The 14,581-nt window shown below is 73.2% G+C and carries 11 protein-coding genes; all 11 read left to right on the top strand.

The genetic code is table 11. The features are described 5' to 3' along the window. On the top strand, positions 1 to 533 hold a 533-nt coding region (locus AB0O34_RS33525; protein ID WP_363922425.1), incomplete at its 5' end, for a hypothetical protein. Positions 534 to 1,150: 617 nt separating this feature from the next. After that, positions 1,151 to 2,944: a penicillin-binding protein 2 gene (locus AB0O34_RS33520; RefSeq protein WP_363922423.1), complete on the top strand. Its 1,794-nt coding sequence runs from the start codon at positions 1,151 to 1,153 to the stop codon at positions 2,942 to 2,944. A gap of 41 nt (positions 2,945 to 2,985) precedes the next feature. Next, positions 2,986 to 4,503 carry a UDP-N-acetylmuramoyl-L-alanyl-D-glutamate--2,6-diaminopimelate ligase gene (locus AB0O34_RS33515; protein ID WP_363922427.1) on the top strand — a complete coding sequence of 506 codons (1,518 nt, stop codon included), beginning with the start codon at positions 2,986 to 2,988 and terminating at the stop codon, positions 4,501 to 4,503. Positions 4,504 to 4,613: 110 nt separating this feature from the next. Next, on the top strand, positions 4,614 to 5,987 hold the full coding sequence (gene murF, locus AB0O34_RS33510) for a UDP-N-acetylmuramoyl-tripeptide--D-alanyl-D-alanine ligase (protein WP_363922421.1): 1,374 nt from the start codon (positions 4,614 to 4,616) through the stop codon (positions 5,985 to 5,987). Further along, positions 5,984 to 7,042: a phospho-N-acetylmuramoyl-pentapeptide-transferase gene (gene mraY / locus AB0O34_RS33505; RefSeq protein WP_363922419.1), complete on the top strand. Its 1,059-nt coding sequence runs from the start codon at positions 5,984 to 5,986 to the stop codon at positions 7,040 to 7,042. The genes murF and mraY overlap by 4 nt, the downstream gene beginning before the upstream one ends. Further along, entirely contained in the window at positions 7,039 to 8,412 is a 1,374-nt protein-coding gene (gene murD / locus AB0O34_RS33500; RefSeq protein ID WP_363922417.1) for a UDP-N-acetylmuramoyl-L-alanine--D-glutamate ligase, read from the top strand. The genes mraY and murD overlap by 4 nt, the downstream gene beginning before the upstream one ends. Next, entirely contained in the window at positions 8,409 to 9,713 is a 1,305-nt protein-coding gene (gene ftsW / locus AB0O34_RS33495) for a putative lipid II flippase FtsW (protein ID WP_363922415.1), read from the top strand. The genes murD and ftsW overlap by 4 nt, the downstream gene beginning before the upstream one ends. 10 nt (positions 9,714 to 9,723) lie before the next feature. Next, complete coding sequence (gene murG / locus AB0O34_RS33490; protein WP_363922413.1) at positions 9,724 to 10,815, top strand: undecaprenyldiphospho-muramoylpentapeptide beta-N-acetylglucosaminyltransferase; 1,092 nt, start codon at positions 9,724 to 9,726, stop codon at positions 10,813 to 10,815. After that, positions 10,812 to 12,221, top strand: coding sequence for a UDP-N-acetylmuramate--L-alanine ligase (gene murC, locus AB0O34_RS33485; RefSeq protein WP_363922411.1), 1,410 nt, complete (start codon positions 10,812 to 10,814; stop codon positions 12,219 to 12,221). The genes murG and murC overlap by 4 nt, the downstream gene beginning before the upstream one ends. Beyond that, a complete protein-coding gene (locus AB0O34_RS33480) occupies positions 12,218 to 12,889 on the top strand; it encodes an FtsQ-type POTRA domain-containing protein (protein WP_363922409.1) in 672 nt (223 codons plus the stop codon). The genes murC and AB0O34_RS33480 overlap by 4 nt, the downstream gene beginning before the upstream one ends. A gap of 235 nt (positions 12,890 to 13,124) precedes the next feature. Further along, positions 13,125 to 14,567, top strand: a complete 1,443-nt coding sequence (gene ftsZ, locus AB0O34_RS33475) for a cell division protein FtsZ (RefSeq protein WP_363922407.1) — start codon at positions 13,125 to 13,127, stop codon at positions 14,565 to 14,567. The last annotated feature ends 14 nt before the right edge of the window (positions 14,568 to 14,581 follow it).

The following is a 14,581-nucleotide window of genomic DNA, read 5'->3' as shown; positions in this document are numbered from 1 at the left end:
CCGCGCGCGCGGCGCGCGGGGTCTCGGCGCCTTCGAGGCCAGAACGCACCGTGCCTTCGAGGCCGGGAAAGACCGTGCGGCGCCCCGCCGCGCCCCGGCCGGCGCGGCGTGGCGCGGCCACCAGGCCGTCCGCCGGTGGCGGCGCCGCCCAGGGCGTGCGGCGGGCGTCCGTGCCGCGCGGCGCGCCGCGGGCCCCGTTCGTGCTGCTCGTCGTCGGGCTGCTGTGCGGAGGCCTGGTCAGCCTGCTGCTGCTCAACCTCGTGCTCGCCCAGGACTCCTTCAGGGCGAACGACCTGCGCAAGTCCACCGAGCTGCTCCACCAGCAGGCCCAGGACAAGAAGACCGAGGTCATGCTGAAGTCGGGGCCGGAGGAGCTCGCCCGGCGCGCCGAGGACGGCGGCACGGGCATGAAGCAGGACACGACCGCGCCGGAGTTCGTCAAGGTTCAAGAGGGTCAGGGCGCTTCGGCCGGGCAGGCGAACACGGTGGGCGCCGAGGTTCAGGCGTCCCAGGCGGAGGTCGCGAGGCCGTGAGAGAAGGCGGTGGCCGTCCTCCGGGGCCGGGCCGCAACGGGCCCGGCGGCGGTTCCGGGGGCGGTCGGGGCGGTCCCGGCGGGCCGCGGCGCGGCTCCGGTTCCGGTTCCGGGGGACGCACCGGACGGCCCGAGGGCCCCGGGCGTCCCGGCGGCTCCGGAGGGCGGCCCGACGACGCCGGTCGTCCCGAGAACTCCGGCCGTTCCGAGGGGCCCGGCCGATCCGGGGGCTCCGGACGGTCTGAGGGCTCCGGCCGTCCGGAAGGCTCCGGGCGGCCTGAGGGCCCCGGGCGGCTTGACGGGGCCGGGCGGCCCAAGGGCTCGGGCCGGTCACCGGGGTCCGGGCGACCCGACGGACGGGCCGGCCGCCCAGAGACGCCTTCGGGCGGCGCGGGATCCGGCCGTCCGCCGCGGTCCGAAGCGTCTGGATCCGGCCGCCCGCCGCGCCCCGACGGCACGTCCAGATCGGGCGCGGACGGCACCCCCAGGCCTGGCGCGGCCGGACGTCCCGCACGGCCCGGCAGGGGGGGGGCCGAAGCCACCGGCCCCGTGCCCCGCCGCCTCCTCGGAAGGGGCCAGGGGCCGCGTCGCGTACCGCCCGGTGGCCGTCCCCCGGACATGGACGGGCCCACCCGCCGCGCGGTGCCCCCTCGTTCCTGGGCGCCCCGCCCCGCGGCTCCGCTGCGCCTCGGCAACCCGGCGCGGCGGATCAATATCGGCCTGATGGGCATGGCCGTCGTGCTGTCGCTGTTCGCGGGACGGCTGGTCCAGCTCCAGGGGCTCGACTCCAAGGTCTTCGAGGCGAAGGCGGCCTCGCTCCGGGTGCGCGAGGAGACGCTGCCCGCGCGCCGGGGCTCCATCACCGACGTCAACGGCCACGAGCTGGCCGTCACGGTGGAGGCCCGCGAGATCTCCGTGGACCCGACCAAGGTGCCGCCCGACAAGCGCGACCAGGTCGCCACGACCCTCGCCACGGCGCTCGGCGTCCCGAAGCCCGACATCGTGGCCAAGCTCTCGCTGCCCAAGACCCACTACGCGCTGCTCGCGCGAGACCTCCCCCTCGGCACCGCCAAGAGCGTGCTCGACCTGAAGCTCGACGGGGTCGCCGCCGCGCCGCAGTACCGCAGGCTCTACCCGGGCGGGAACCTCGCCGGCGGGCTGGTGGGCTTCGTCGGGGACGCGGGCACCGGCCTGACCGGGTTCGAGCAGACCTACGACAAGCTCCTCGGCGGCAAGGACGGGCGCCAGACCATCGAGATCGGCGGCACCGGGCAGCGCATCCCCATGACGCGGAGCACCAGGCAGGAGCCGGTCGCCGGGCAGGGCGTGCGGTTGACCATCGACCGCGACATCCAGTGGGCCGCGCAGGAGGCGATCGCCAAGCGGGTGCGGGCCTCAGGGGCCCGCAGCGGCAGCGTGATCGTCATGGACGTGCGCAACGGCCAGGTGCTGGCCATGGCCAACGCTCCGGAGGTGGACCTCAACAAGTGGAGGACCCTTCCCGCCACCGACTGGGGCAACCGCGCCGTGTCGGAGGTGTTCGAGCCCGGCAGCACGAACAAGGTCATCACGGCCGCCGCCGCCATGGAGGCGGGGGCGGTCAGGCCCGAGACGGTGTTCGAGGTCAAGGACAAGTACCAGTGCGCCGACCGGCTGCTCAGCGACGCCCACCCGCACCCGCCCGAGCACCTGACCTTCACCGGCATCATCGCCGAGTCCAGCAACGTCGGCACGATCATGGTCGCCGACAGGATCGGTGACCAGCCGCTGTACGACATGCTCAAGGGGTTCGGCTTCGGCGCCAAGACCGGCGGGGGCTTCTACGGCGAGGAGGCCGGGCTGCTCCCCAGGCGGGAGTCGTGGTCGGGGAGCCAGCGGTGCACGATCGCCTTCGGGCAGGGGGTCTCGGTGACGGCCCTGCAGATGGCCAGCGTCTACCAGACCATCGCCAACGGAGGTGTGCGCATCACCCCGCAGATCGTGGCGGGCACGGTCGATCAGCACCACAGGCTGACTCCGGCGAAGGCGCCTAAGCAGACTCGGGTCATCGGCCCCCGCACCGCCAAGGACATCTCGGCGATGCTGGAGGCGGCGGTGAGCGCCGAGGGCAGCACCGGTTCGCTCGCCGCCATCAAGGGATACCGAGTGGCGGGTAAAACCGGCACCGCGATGCGATACGACGAGAACTGCAGAGGGTATTGCGGATATACCGCTACGTTTGTGGGGTTCACTCCCGCGGATGCGCCGCGTCTGGTGGTGCTGGCAGTCATTCAGGCACCCGAGAACGGTCACTTCGGCGGGGAGATCGCCGCGCCTGTGTTCAAGGATGTCATGACGTTCGCGTTGAAGAGCAGAAAGATTCCGCCGACCGGTACGACCGCTCCATCGGTGCGCTTGAGCACCGACGGGTGACGGGGGAAGGTACGCTCTCGCCCGTGCGTCCCCCGTCGTCTATGCGTCCCACGGCATGCCCGGTCCGCCCGCTGTCCGGCCTGGCGGCCTTGCTCGGCGCGCCCTCCGGCGGCCCCCGTGCGCCGCTCGCCGCCGTCACCGGCATCACCATCGACTCGCGCCAGGTGCGCCAGGGCGATCTGTACGTCGCGCTGCCGGGCAGCGCCGCCCACGGCGCGGCGTTCGCCGGTGACGCCGTCGCCCGCGGAGCCGTCGCGATCCTGACCGACCCCACGGGCCGCCCGGCCGCGGTCGCGACCGGGGTCCCGGTGCTCGTGGTGCCCGACCCGCGCTCCGTGCTCGGCCAGGTCGCCGCCTGGGTGTACGGCCGGCCCGCCGACGCCGTCCTCGTGCTCGGCGTGACCGGCACCAGCGGCAAGTCGACCACCACGTTCCTGCTGGAGGCGGGCCTGCGGGCCGCCGGGCACCGCACCGGCCTGATCGGCGGCGTGGAGATCCACGTGGGGGAGACCGGCTTCCCTCCCACGCTCACGACCCCCGAGGCCAGCGACCTGCAGGGCCTGTTCGCGCTCATGCGCGAGGAGGGCGTCACCGCGGCCGCCATGGAGGTGTCGAGCCACGCCCTCGCCCTCCGGCGGGTCGACGGCGTGTTCTACGACGTGGCGTTGTTCACCAACCTCTCGCAGGACCACCTCGACTTCCACAGCGACCTCGACGACTACTTCCTGACCAAGGTCCGGCTGTTCACCCCTGAGCTGTGCCGGGCGGGCGTCGTCAACATCGACGACGACCACGGCAGGGAGCTCGTCGGCATCGCGAAGGTCCCCATCACGACGTTCTCGGCCCGCGGGGCCGCCGAGGCCGACTGGCGGGCGCAGGACGTGCGTCTCGGCGCCGACGGCAGCACCTTCAGGGTGATCGGCCCCGGCGGCATCGAGGCCGACGTGTCGGTGGCCCTGCCGGGCCCGTTCAACGTCGCCAACACGCTCGGCGCGCTGGTCACCCTCGTGGAGGCCGGGGTGCCGCTGCAGGCCGCCGTGCACGGCGTGGGAACCGTCACCGGCGTTCCCGGCCGCATGGAGAGCGTGCCGGGCGCGCGGGGCTTCCAGGCGATCGTCGACTACTCCCACAAGCCGGGCGCCGTCGAGTCGGTGCTGGGGGCGCTGCGGGAGGTCACCTCGGGCAACCTGATCATCGTCCTCGGGTGCGGCGGCGACCGCGACCGGGGCAAGCGCCCGATGATGGGGGAGGCGGCCGCGCGGCTCGCCGATACGGCGATCCTCACCAGCGACAACCCCCGCTCCGAGGACCCTCTCCGGATCCTCGGCGAGATGCTGGAGGGGGCCCTGTGCGTGCCCCGGCACGAGCGGGCCCATGTGATCATGGAACCCGACCGGGCGGCGGCGATCGACCTCGCGATCGGGCGGGCCGGGCCGGGCGACCTGGTCGTCGTCGCCGGCAAGGGCCACGAGCAGGGTCAGTACATCGACGGTGAAGTACTGCCGTTCGACGACAGGCAGGTGGTCGCCGAGGCCATCGGCAGACGAGAGCGCATGTGACCGACGGCGTTGTGCGAGGCTGAGCCGGTAGCCCTGCCGGGCGCCCAGGGGAGAGGCGCGAGCCCCCCGCACACCCCACGAGCAGCTTGTATGGAAGTAGGGAAGAACGAATGATCCCGTTGCCGCTGGCAAGGATCGCCGAGATCACCTCGGGTGCCCTCGCGGGCATGGCCGATCCCCGCGCCGTGGTCCGCGGGCCCGTCCTGATCGACTCACGCGCCGCCGAGCCCGGATCGCTGTTCGTGGCGATCAGGGGGGAGCGGGCCGACGGGCACGACTTCGCCGCCCAGGCCTGCGAGGCCGGCGCGGTCGCCGTGCTGGCGAGCCGGCCCGTGGAGGCGCCCAGTCTCATCGTGGGCGACGTCCTGACGGCGCTGGCCGAGCTGGCCACGGCCACGGTCGCCGCGTTGCCGCGCACGACCGTCGTCGGCGTCACCGGGTCGGCGGGGAAGACCACCACCAAGGACCTGCTCGCCAGGCTGACCGCGCTGATCGGCCCCACGGTCGCCCCCGTCGGCTCCTACAACAACGAGATCGGTCACCCTCTCACGGTGCTGAGGGCCGACGAGGACACCCGTTTCCTCGTGCTGGAGCTCAGCGCCCGCTCAGAGGGCCACATCGCCGACCTGGCGCGCATCGCCCCGCCCAAGATCGGCGTGGTGCTCAACGTCGGCACCGCCCACCTCGGCGTGTTCGGCGGCCGCGAGCAGATCGCCAAGGCCAAGGGCGAGCTGGTGGAGGCGCTGCCCGCCGACGGGGTGGCGGTGCTCAACGCCGACGACCCGCTCGTGCGGGCCATGGCCGGCCGCACCCAGGCCCGCGTGAGCTGGTTCGGCCGCTCTTCGGAGGCGGGCGTGCGGGCCGAGAAGGAGACGACGGACGAGCGAGGCAGGGCGTCGTTCACGCTGGCGACCCCGTCGGGCTCCGCGCCCGTACGGCTGCGGCTGTACGGGGCGCACGCCGTCGAGAACGTCCTCGCCGCGGCGGCGGCGGCCTACGAGCTGGGGCTTCCGGTGGCGACCATCGCCGACGAGCTCTCGCGTGCCGAGCCGCGCAGCCGGTGGCGCATGGAGGTCACCGACCGCCCCGACGGCGTGACCGTGATCAACGACGCGTACAACGCCAACCCCGACTCCATGCGCGCGGCGTTCCAGACGCTCGGCGTCCTCGGCGGGGAGCGGCGCAGGTTCGCCGTGATCGCCTCGCTGCGCGAGCTCGGCGACGAGAGCGACACCCTCAACGAGGGGGTCGGCAGGCTCGCCGCCGAGGCCGGCCTCACGGGGCTGTGGGTGGTCGGGGAGAACCCCTGGCCGGTCCTCGCGGGCGCCAAGGGGGCCCCGGCCGTCCACGTGCCGGACCCGGCCGAGGCCGCGGCCGAGCTGGCCGCCCGGCTACGTCCCGGGGACGTGGTGCTCGTCAAGGGTCCCCGCGCCGCCGGTCTGGAACGGGTCGCCGAGGCGCTGCTGGGGGGTGATGCCCGATGATGGACGTCCTTGTCGCCGCGGCGGTGGCGCTGCTGCTGTCGATGCTCGGCACCCCGCTGGCGATCAGGCTCTTCAGCCGCCGGGGCTACGGCCAGAACATCCGCGAGGAAGGCCCCTCCGGCCACCACGAGAAGCGCGGCACGCCCACCATGGGCGGCACGGTGCTCGTCATCGCCGCGCTCATCGGGTTCGCCTGCTCGCACCTCGCCACGTGGACGCCGCCCACGGTGTCGGCCGTGCTGGTGCTGTTCCTGATGGCCGGGCTCGGCACGGTCGGCTTCCTCGACGACTTCATCAAGATCTACAAGCAGCGCAGCCTCGGCCTGCGCAGCGGGGCCAAGGCCCTCGGGCAGCTCATCGTCGGCGCCGTCTTCGCGGTGCTGGTGGTGCGCTTCCCGAACGCCTACTCGATCACGCCCGCCGAGACGCGCCTGTCGTTCCTGCGCGACTTCGGGCCGTCGGTCGGCATCGTGGTCTTCACGATCTGGGTCCTCATCATGATCGTGGGCTTCTCGAACGCCGTGAACCTCACCGACGGACTCGACGGCCTCGCCAGCGGCGCCACCGGCGTCGTCCTCGCCGCCTACGTGCTGATCGGCAACTGGCAGCTGCGCAACAGCTGCCTGAACCAGCTCGGCCCGAGCTGCTACTGGGTGCGCGACCCGCTGGACCTCGCGGTGGTGGCGGCGGCCGTCCTCGGCGCGCTGGTCGGCTTCCTGTGGTGGAACGCCCCGCCCGCCAAGATCTTCATGGGCGACACCGGCTCCCTGGCCCTCGGCGGGGTGCTCGCCGGGCTGGCCATCACCACGCGCACGCAGTTCCTGCTGTTCATCCTCGCCGGCCTGTGCGTCATTATCACCGCCTCGGTCATCATCCAGGTCGGGTTCTTCAAGATGACGCGCAGACGTGTCTTCCGCATGGCTCCACTCCAGCACCACTTCGAGCTGGCGGGCTGGGCCGAGACGACCATCGTGGTCCGCTTCTGGCTGATCGCCATGCTGTGCGCCGCCGCCGGCCTCGGGCTGTTCTACGTCGAGTGGATGCCCAAACAGTGAGCACCATCTGCGTGGCGGGTCTCGGGGTCTCCGGGATGGCCGCAGCCCGCAGCCTCGCCCATTCGGGCGGGCACGTCATCGTGGTGGAGACCGGAGACGGCGAGCGGCAGCGGGCGGCGGCGGCCGAGCTGGCCGCCCTCGGCGTGGAGGTGCGCTTCGGCGGCGGGCTGCCGCCCGAGGCCGCCATGGTCGTCACCTCGCCGGGCTGGCGGCCCGACCACCCCCTGCTCGTGGAGGCGGCGGCCAGGGGCGTCGAGGTGATCGGCGAGGTCGAGCTGGCCTGGCGGCGGCGGCCCGAGGGCGCCGCCCCCTGGCTGGCGCTCACCGGCACCAACGGCAAGACCACGGCCGTGCGCATGCTCACCGCCATGCTCCGGGCCGCCGGGCACGACGCGGCGGCCGTGGGCAACGTCGGCACCCCGATCGTGGAGGCCGTCGAGCAGCCGTACGACGTGCTCGCGGTGGAGCTGTCCAGCTTCCAGCTCCACTGGTCGGCGAGCCTCGCCCCCCGGGCCGCCGCGATACTCAACGTGGCCGACGACCACCTCGACTGGCACGGGTCGATGGAGGAGTACGCCCGGACCAAGGGCCGCGTCTTCGAGCGCGCCGAGGTCGTCGTCCACAACGCCGACGACCCCTGGTCGGCCCGCCTGGCCGCGCCGTACGCGGCGGGGCCCGCGCGGGTGGCCGGCTTCACCCTCGGCGTGCCCGCGCGCGGGCAGCTCGGCGTCGTGGAGGACCTGCTCGTCGACCGCGCCTTCGTCGAGGACCCCGTCGGGGGTGCCGAGGAGCTCGCGACCCTGGCCGACGTCCGCCCGTTCGCCCCGCACAACGTGGCCAACGCGCTGGCGGCGGCGGCGCTGGCCCGCGCGCACGGGGTGCCCGCCGACGCCGTGCGGCGGGGCCTGCTCGACTACGTGCCCGACCCGCACCGCATCGCCCACGTCGCGCGCATCGCCGAGGTCGACTACGTCGACGACTCCAAGGCGACCAACCCGCACGCCGCCGCCGCCTCCCTGGCCTCCTACTCCACGATCGTGTGGATCGCGGGGGGCCTGCTCAAGGGCGCCGACGTCGACGACCTCGTACGGCGGGCGGCGGGCCGGCTGCGCGGAGCCGTGCTCCTTGGGGCCGATCGGGCACGAATTCGCCAGGCTCTGGCGCGACACGCGGCGAATGTTCCGGTCGTGGAGGTCGAGGGGCAAGACACTGGGGTCATGGACCGTGTCGTCACCGAAGCCGCCCGGCTCGCCTCCCCCGGGGACACCGTGCTGCTCGCCCCCGCCGGGGCGTCGCTGGACATGTTCGCCAACTATGGCGCCCGTGGGGAGGCCTTCGCCCGAGCCGTCCACCGTCTGCGGGCCCGATGAGCGACGTCCCGATCGCGCCCGGGCGCGCGGACGCCGGGAGTTGGCGCCGCGAGCGGCTGTCCGCGCTCGGCGAGCTGCTGAACCGCCCGCTCACGTCCTATTACCTGGTGCTGGGGTGCAGCGCGCTGCTGCTGGCGCTCGGTCTCATGATGGTCCTGTCGGCCTCCAGCATCGAGGCGCTGCAGAAGACGGGGAACCCGTTCTACTGGTTCCTCAAGCAGTCGCTTTCGGTCGGGCTCGGCATCCCGGTGATGTGGATCTGCTCGCGGCTGCCGCAGCGGTTCTTCCGGCTCGCCGGGTATCCCCTGATGGCCCTGTCCATCATCGGCCTCATCATGGTCATCTTCATCGGCGAGACCGAGCTGGGCGCCCAGCGGTGGATCTACATCGGCGGGCTCACCATCCAGCCGTCCGAGCCCGCCAAGCTGGGCTTGGTGCTCTGGGGCGCCGACCTGCTGGCGCGCAAGGCCAAGGGCGGCCTCATCGAGTGGCGCCAGCTCCTGATCCCCCTCATGCCCGGCACCGCCATCCTCGCGGTGATGGTCATGCTCGGGCGCGACCTCGGCACCACGCTCGTGCTCATGCTGATCTTCCTGGCGCTGTTGTGGGTCGTCGGCGCGCCGCTGCGGCTGTTCTCCGGCATCCTGGGCGTCGCCGCGCTGGCCACCGTCATCATGATCAGCGTCGAGGGCTACCGCTCGGCCCGCATCGAGGGCTGGCTGGACGTCTGGGGCAACGCCCAGGGGTCGGGGTACCAGGCGGCGCAGGGGCAGATCGCGATGGGCTCGGGCGGCTGGTTCGGGCTCGGGCTCGGCAGCAGCCGGCAGAAGTGGAGCTGGGTGCCGCACGCCGAGAGCGACTTCATCTTCTCCATCATCGGCGAGGAGCTCGGGCTCATGGGCACGCTGCTCGTGGTCGCCCTCTTCGGGCTCCTCGGGTACGCCGGGCTGCGCGTGGCGTCGCGCGTCAAGGACCCGTTCATCCGGCTGGCGGCGTCCGCCGCCGTGGCCTGGATCGCAGGTCAGGCCATCGTCAACATCGGCGCGGTCATCGGCGTGCTGCCCATCACCGGCATCCCGCTGCCGCTCGTGTCGTACGGTGGGTCGGCGCTGTTGCCCACGCTGGCGGCGCTCGGCATGTTGCTGTCGTTCGCCAAGCGCGAGCCCGGCGCGGCGGCCGCGCTGGCCGCTCGTGGACCCGGGCCCGCGGCGCGGGCTCTAAGCTGGCTTGGCCTGGGTCGCACGCTGGCGATGATTCGCCGGACGGAGCGGCCCCGACCGACATCGAGGCACGTGGAGTGAAAGGACCGACATGAGGGTGGTCCTCGCAGGCGGCGGCACGGCCGGCCACATCGAACCCGCCCTGGCGCTGGCCGACGCGCTGCGCAGGCAGGACCCGAGCATCGGGATCACCTGCCTCGGCACCGAGCGCGGGCTGGAGACCAGGCTGGTTCCCGCGCGCGGGTACGAGCTGGCGCTGGTGCCCGCGGTCCCGCTGCCGCGTGCCATCACGCCGCAGCTGCTGACGGTTCCCGGCCGGCTGGCGGGGGCGATCAACGCCGCCGCCGGCATCATGGACCGCGTCCAGGCCGACGTGCTCGTCGGCTTCGGCGGGTACGTCGCGACCCCGGCCTACCTCGCCGCGCGGCGGCGCGGGGTGCCGATCGCGGTGCACGAGGCGAACCCGCGTCCCGGGCTCGCCAACCGGCTCGGCGCCCGGCTCACCGACCACGTGTTCACCGGCCATCCCGACGCCGCGCTGCCCCACGCCGAGTACGTCGGCATCCCGCTGCGGCGCGAGATCGTCGCGCTCGACCGGCTGTCGACGGGAGACAAGGCCAGGTCCTACTTCGGCCTGGAGAACGACCGGCCGACGCTGCTGGTCTTCGGCGGCTCGCAGGGGGCGCGCGCCATCAACGAGGCGGCCCTCGCGTCCGCCCCCGCCCTGCGCCACGCGGGCGTCCAGGTGCTGCACGTGATCGGCCCGAAGAACACCGTCGGCCAGGAGCCCCCGCCCGGCGACCCGCAGTACGTCGTGCTGCCCTATGTCGACCGCATGGATCTCGCCTACGCCGCCGCCGACTTCGTGCTGTGCCGCAGCGGGGCGATGACCTGCGCCGAGCTGACCGCCGTTGGGCTCCCCGCGGCGTACGTGCCGCTGCCGCACGGCAACGGCGAGCAGAAGCTCAACGCGATGCCGATCGTCGAGGCCGGGGGAGGGATGATGGTCGACAACGCCGACCTGACCGCCGATTGGATCATTCAGACGGTGCTTCCCGTCCTGCGCGACCCCGAGCGGGTCGTGGCGATGTCGGACGCCGCCTCGCGGATGGGCCGCAAGGACGCCGACACGGTGCTGGCGCGCAAGGTCATCGAGATCATCTCCGCGGGCGGCCGCCGATGAGCCTCGTGAAGCTGATCGAGCCGGTGGCCGCCGGGGACCTCGGCCGGGTGCACTTCATCGGCATCGGCGGCTCCGGCATGTCCGGCATCGCGCGCATCCTGCTCAAGCGCGGGGTCGACGTGTCCGGCAGTGACGCCCGCAGCTCGCAGATGGTGTCCGAGCTGCGCGAGCTCGGCGCCACCGTGCACGTGGGCCACGCCGCCTCGCACATCAGGAACGTCGACACCGTGGTGGTGTCCACCGCGATCCGCGACTCCAACCCCGAGCTCGGCGAGGCGCTGCGCCAGGGGCTCCGCGTCATCCCCCGCGCCGCCGCGCTCGCCGCCGTGATGGTCGGCCGCACCGGCATCGCGGTCGCCGGCACGCACGGCAAGACCACCACGACCTCGATGCTCACCGTCGCCCTGCAGAAGTGCGGGGGCGACCCCTCCTACTGCGTGGGAGGCCAGCTCGTGACCACCGGCCTCGGAGCCGACGAGGGCGCGGGAGACGTCTTCGTGGCCGAGGCCGACGAGAGCGACGGCTCCTTTCTCATGCTCGCCCCCAAAGTGGCCGTGGTGACCAACGTCGAGGCCGACCACCTCGACAACTACGGCGACCCGCAGGCGGTGCACGACAGCTTCGCCCGCTTCGTCGAGCGCATCGGCTCCGCGCTGGTGGTCTGCGCCGACGACCCGGGCGCCGCGGCGCTGATCCCGCTGGCGCGTGCCCGGGGCCTGCGCGTGCGCACCTACGGCGAGTCCGAGGGCGCCGACCTGCGCGTCGTCGACATCGCCCCCGACGGGTTCGGGGTCGCGTTCACGGTGGAGGGCAAGGGCGACGTCCGGCTGGCGGTGCCGGGGCGGCACAACGCGCTGAACGCCACCGCCGCGCTGGCCGTCGCCGGGGAGCTCGGCGTCCCGTTCGACGAGTTCCGCGACGGGCTCGCGGCGTTCACCGGAGCCAAGCGCCGCTTCGAGGCCAAGGGCGAGGCGGCCGGGGTGGCCGTCTTCGACAGCTACGCCCACCACCCGACCGAGCTGGCCGCCGACCTGCGCGCCGCGCGCGACGTGGTCGCGTCGTTCTCCGGGCCGTCCGGCCGCGTCATCGCGGTCTTCCAGCCCCACCTCTACTCCCGCACCCGCTTCTTCGCCGACGAGTTCGGAGCCGCCCTCGGGCTGGCCGACGAGGCCATCGTGCTCGACGTCTACGGCGCCCGCGAGGACCCCGAGCCCGGGGTCTCGGGCGCGCTGGTCGCCGGCAAGGTCCCGCTCCCGCCCGAGCAGGTCACCTACGTGTCCGACCGGAGCTCGGTCCCGGCCATCGTGGCCGAGCGGTCCCGGCCCGGTGACATCGTGCTGACCATGGGCGCGGGAGACGTGACCGAGCTCGGCCCGCACATCGTCGCCGAGCTCGCCTCGCGGTGAGCCCATCGGCGTGGCGCACGGCCTTCGCCGTCCTGCTGTCCTGCGGGGTGGTGGGGGCCGCCGCCTGGCTGGTGTTCTTCTCGCCGGTCCTCGGCGTGCGCGACATCGCCGTCTCGGGGAACGTCACGCTCCTCGCCGATCAGGTCCGCCAGGCGGCGGCCGTGCCCGACCGCCAGCCGATGGCCACGGTCGACCTGGAGACGGTCCGGGCCAGGATCGCCGCGCTGCGGCAGGTCGAGTCGGTCCAGGTGGAGCGCAGCTGGCCGGCCACTCTCAGCGTCCGCGTGGTGGAGCGCAGGCCGGTGGCGGTCGTCCTCGCGGGCGGCAAGGCGTCGGTGGTCGACCGGCACGGGGTCGTCGTCGAGGTCAGGGACATCGCCCCGGGCGGCCTTCCCGCCCTCCACGTCGACCGCTTCGCCCCGGACGACCCCGCGACGAAGGCCGCGCTCGCGGTCGCCGGCGGCCTTCCCGCGAACCTCGCCCGCAGGGTCGAGATGGTTCGGGCGGCTTCTCCGGACGATGTCTCACTTCGCCTCGGCGACGGCCGTACGATCGTGTGGGGCGGGGCCGAGCGCACCCGCGACAAGGCGCGCATCGCGCTCACGCTGCTCGATCGCCCGGCCGACAGTTACGACGTCAGCTCACCGGATGTCGTGACAGTCAAGTGATATGCCGCACAGCCGGACAGGTTCCGGCAGGAGCGAATGGGACAGGCTGCGACACGCCGGGCGAGCTTGCGGCGCGGTGAGTTGACCCTGGGGGAGGGGCAACCCTACTGTCCGTATCATTCCTCAGGTTGACATAACTCTAAATCTCAACTTGAGGGTGAGAGTTAAACAAGAAGGTCCGGCCCCGTTTCGGGCTTCACGTAATGCAAGTAAACGAGCGGAAAGGCCCCTCGTCGTGGCAGCACCGCAGAACTACCTCGCGGTCATCAAGGTCGTCGGCATCGGCGGCGGCGGAGTGAACGCCGTGAACCGGATGATCGAGGAGGGACTCAAGGGCGTCGAGTTCATCGCCATCAACACCGACGCCCAGGCGCTGCTGATGAGTGACGCCGACGTCAAGCTGGACGTGGGCCGTGAGCTCACGCGCGGCCTCGGCGCGGGAGCGAACCCCGAGGTCGGCCGCAAGGCCGCCGAGGACCACCGCGAGGAGATCGAGGAGGTCCTCAAGGGGGCCGACATGGTCTTCGTCACGGCGGGCGAGGGCGGCGGCACCGGCACCGGTGGCGCCCCCGTGGTGGCGAACATCGCCCGGTCGCTCGGCGCGCTGACCATAGGTGTGGTGACCAGGCCCTTCAGCTTCGAGGGCAGGCGCCGCGCGGCGCAGGCCGAAGCCGGCATCGAGAACCTGCGCGACGAGGTCGACACCCTCATCGTCATCCCGAACGACCGCCTGCTGTCGATATCCGACCGCCAGGTCAGCGTGCTCGACGCGTTCAAGGCGGCCGACCAGGTGCTGCTGTCCGGTGTGCAGGGCATCACCGACCTCATCACCACACCCGGCCTGATCAACCTGGACTTCGCCGACGTGAAGTCGGTCATGTCGGGCGCGGGTTCGGCGCTGATGGGCATCGGCCACGCGCGCGGGGACGACAGGTCCGTCGCCGCGGCCGAGATGGCGGTGTCCAGCCCGCTGCTGGAGGCCAGCATCGACGGGGCCCACGGGGTCCTGCTGTCCATCGCGGGCGGGTCCGACCTCGGTCTCTTCGAGATCAACGAGGCGGCGCAGCTGGTGTCCAACGCGGCCGCGCTGGACGCCAACATCATCTTCGGCACGGTCATCGACGACGCCCTCGGGGACGAGGTGCGCGTCACGGTGATCGCCGCGGGGTTCGACGAGCCCGAGCTGGAGAAGTCGGCCGTCCCGGCGCAGCCCGCCGCGCGCACCCAGCCCGCGGCGCGCCCCGCCCCGCAGGCGGCGCCCGCGCCCGCGTCGAGTCAGCAGGCCCGGCCTGCGGCGTCGGCCTTCCCCGCGCCCAAGAGCGAGCCGGCTCGCGCCGAGCAGCAGCGCCCCGCACCGGTCCGTCCACTGCCGCCCGCGCCGGTGACACAGGCGGCGCCCACGCCGATGGCGCCTGAGCCCGCTCCGGCGCCCGACCCGGCGCCCGTGACCCCTCCGGCTCTCGCGCCGTTCGGGCGTGAGACCGCGGACTCCTCGGGCCCGTCGCATGGGTCCGCCTCGCATTCCGACCAGCAGCCGCAGGGGCCGGTGTCGATCCCGAGGCCGGCGCCCGAGCCGCCCACTCCCATCACCTCCCGCGTCTCCGAGCCCGCCCGGCGCCGTCCGGTGGTCTTCGAGGAGCAGGAAGAGGAGCTGGACGTCCCTGACTTCCTGAAGTGAGCGCTGGCACGTGC

The organism is Sphaerisporangium sp. NPDC088356, assembly GCF_040685555.1.
Taxonomy (GTDB): Bacteria; Actinomycetota; Actinomycetes; order Streptosporangiales; family Streptosporangiaceae; genus Sphaerisporangium.
This window is presented reverse-complemented; position numbering and strand designations above follow the sequence as displayed.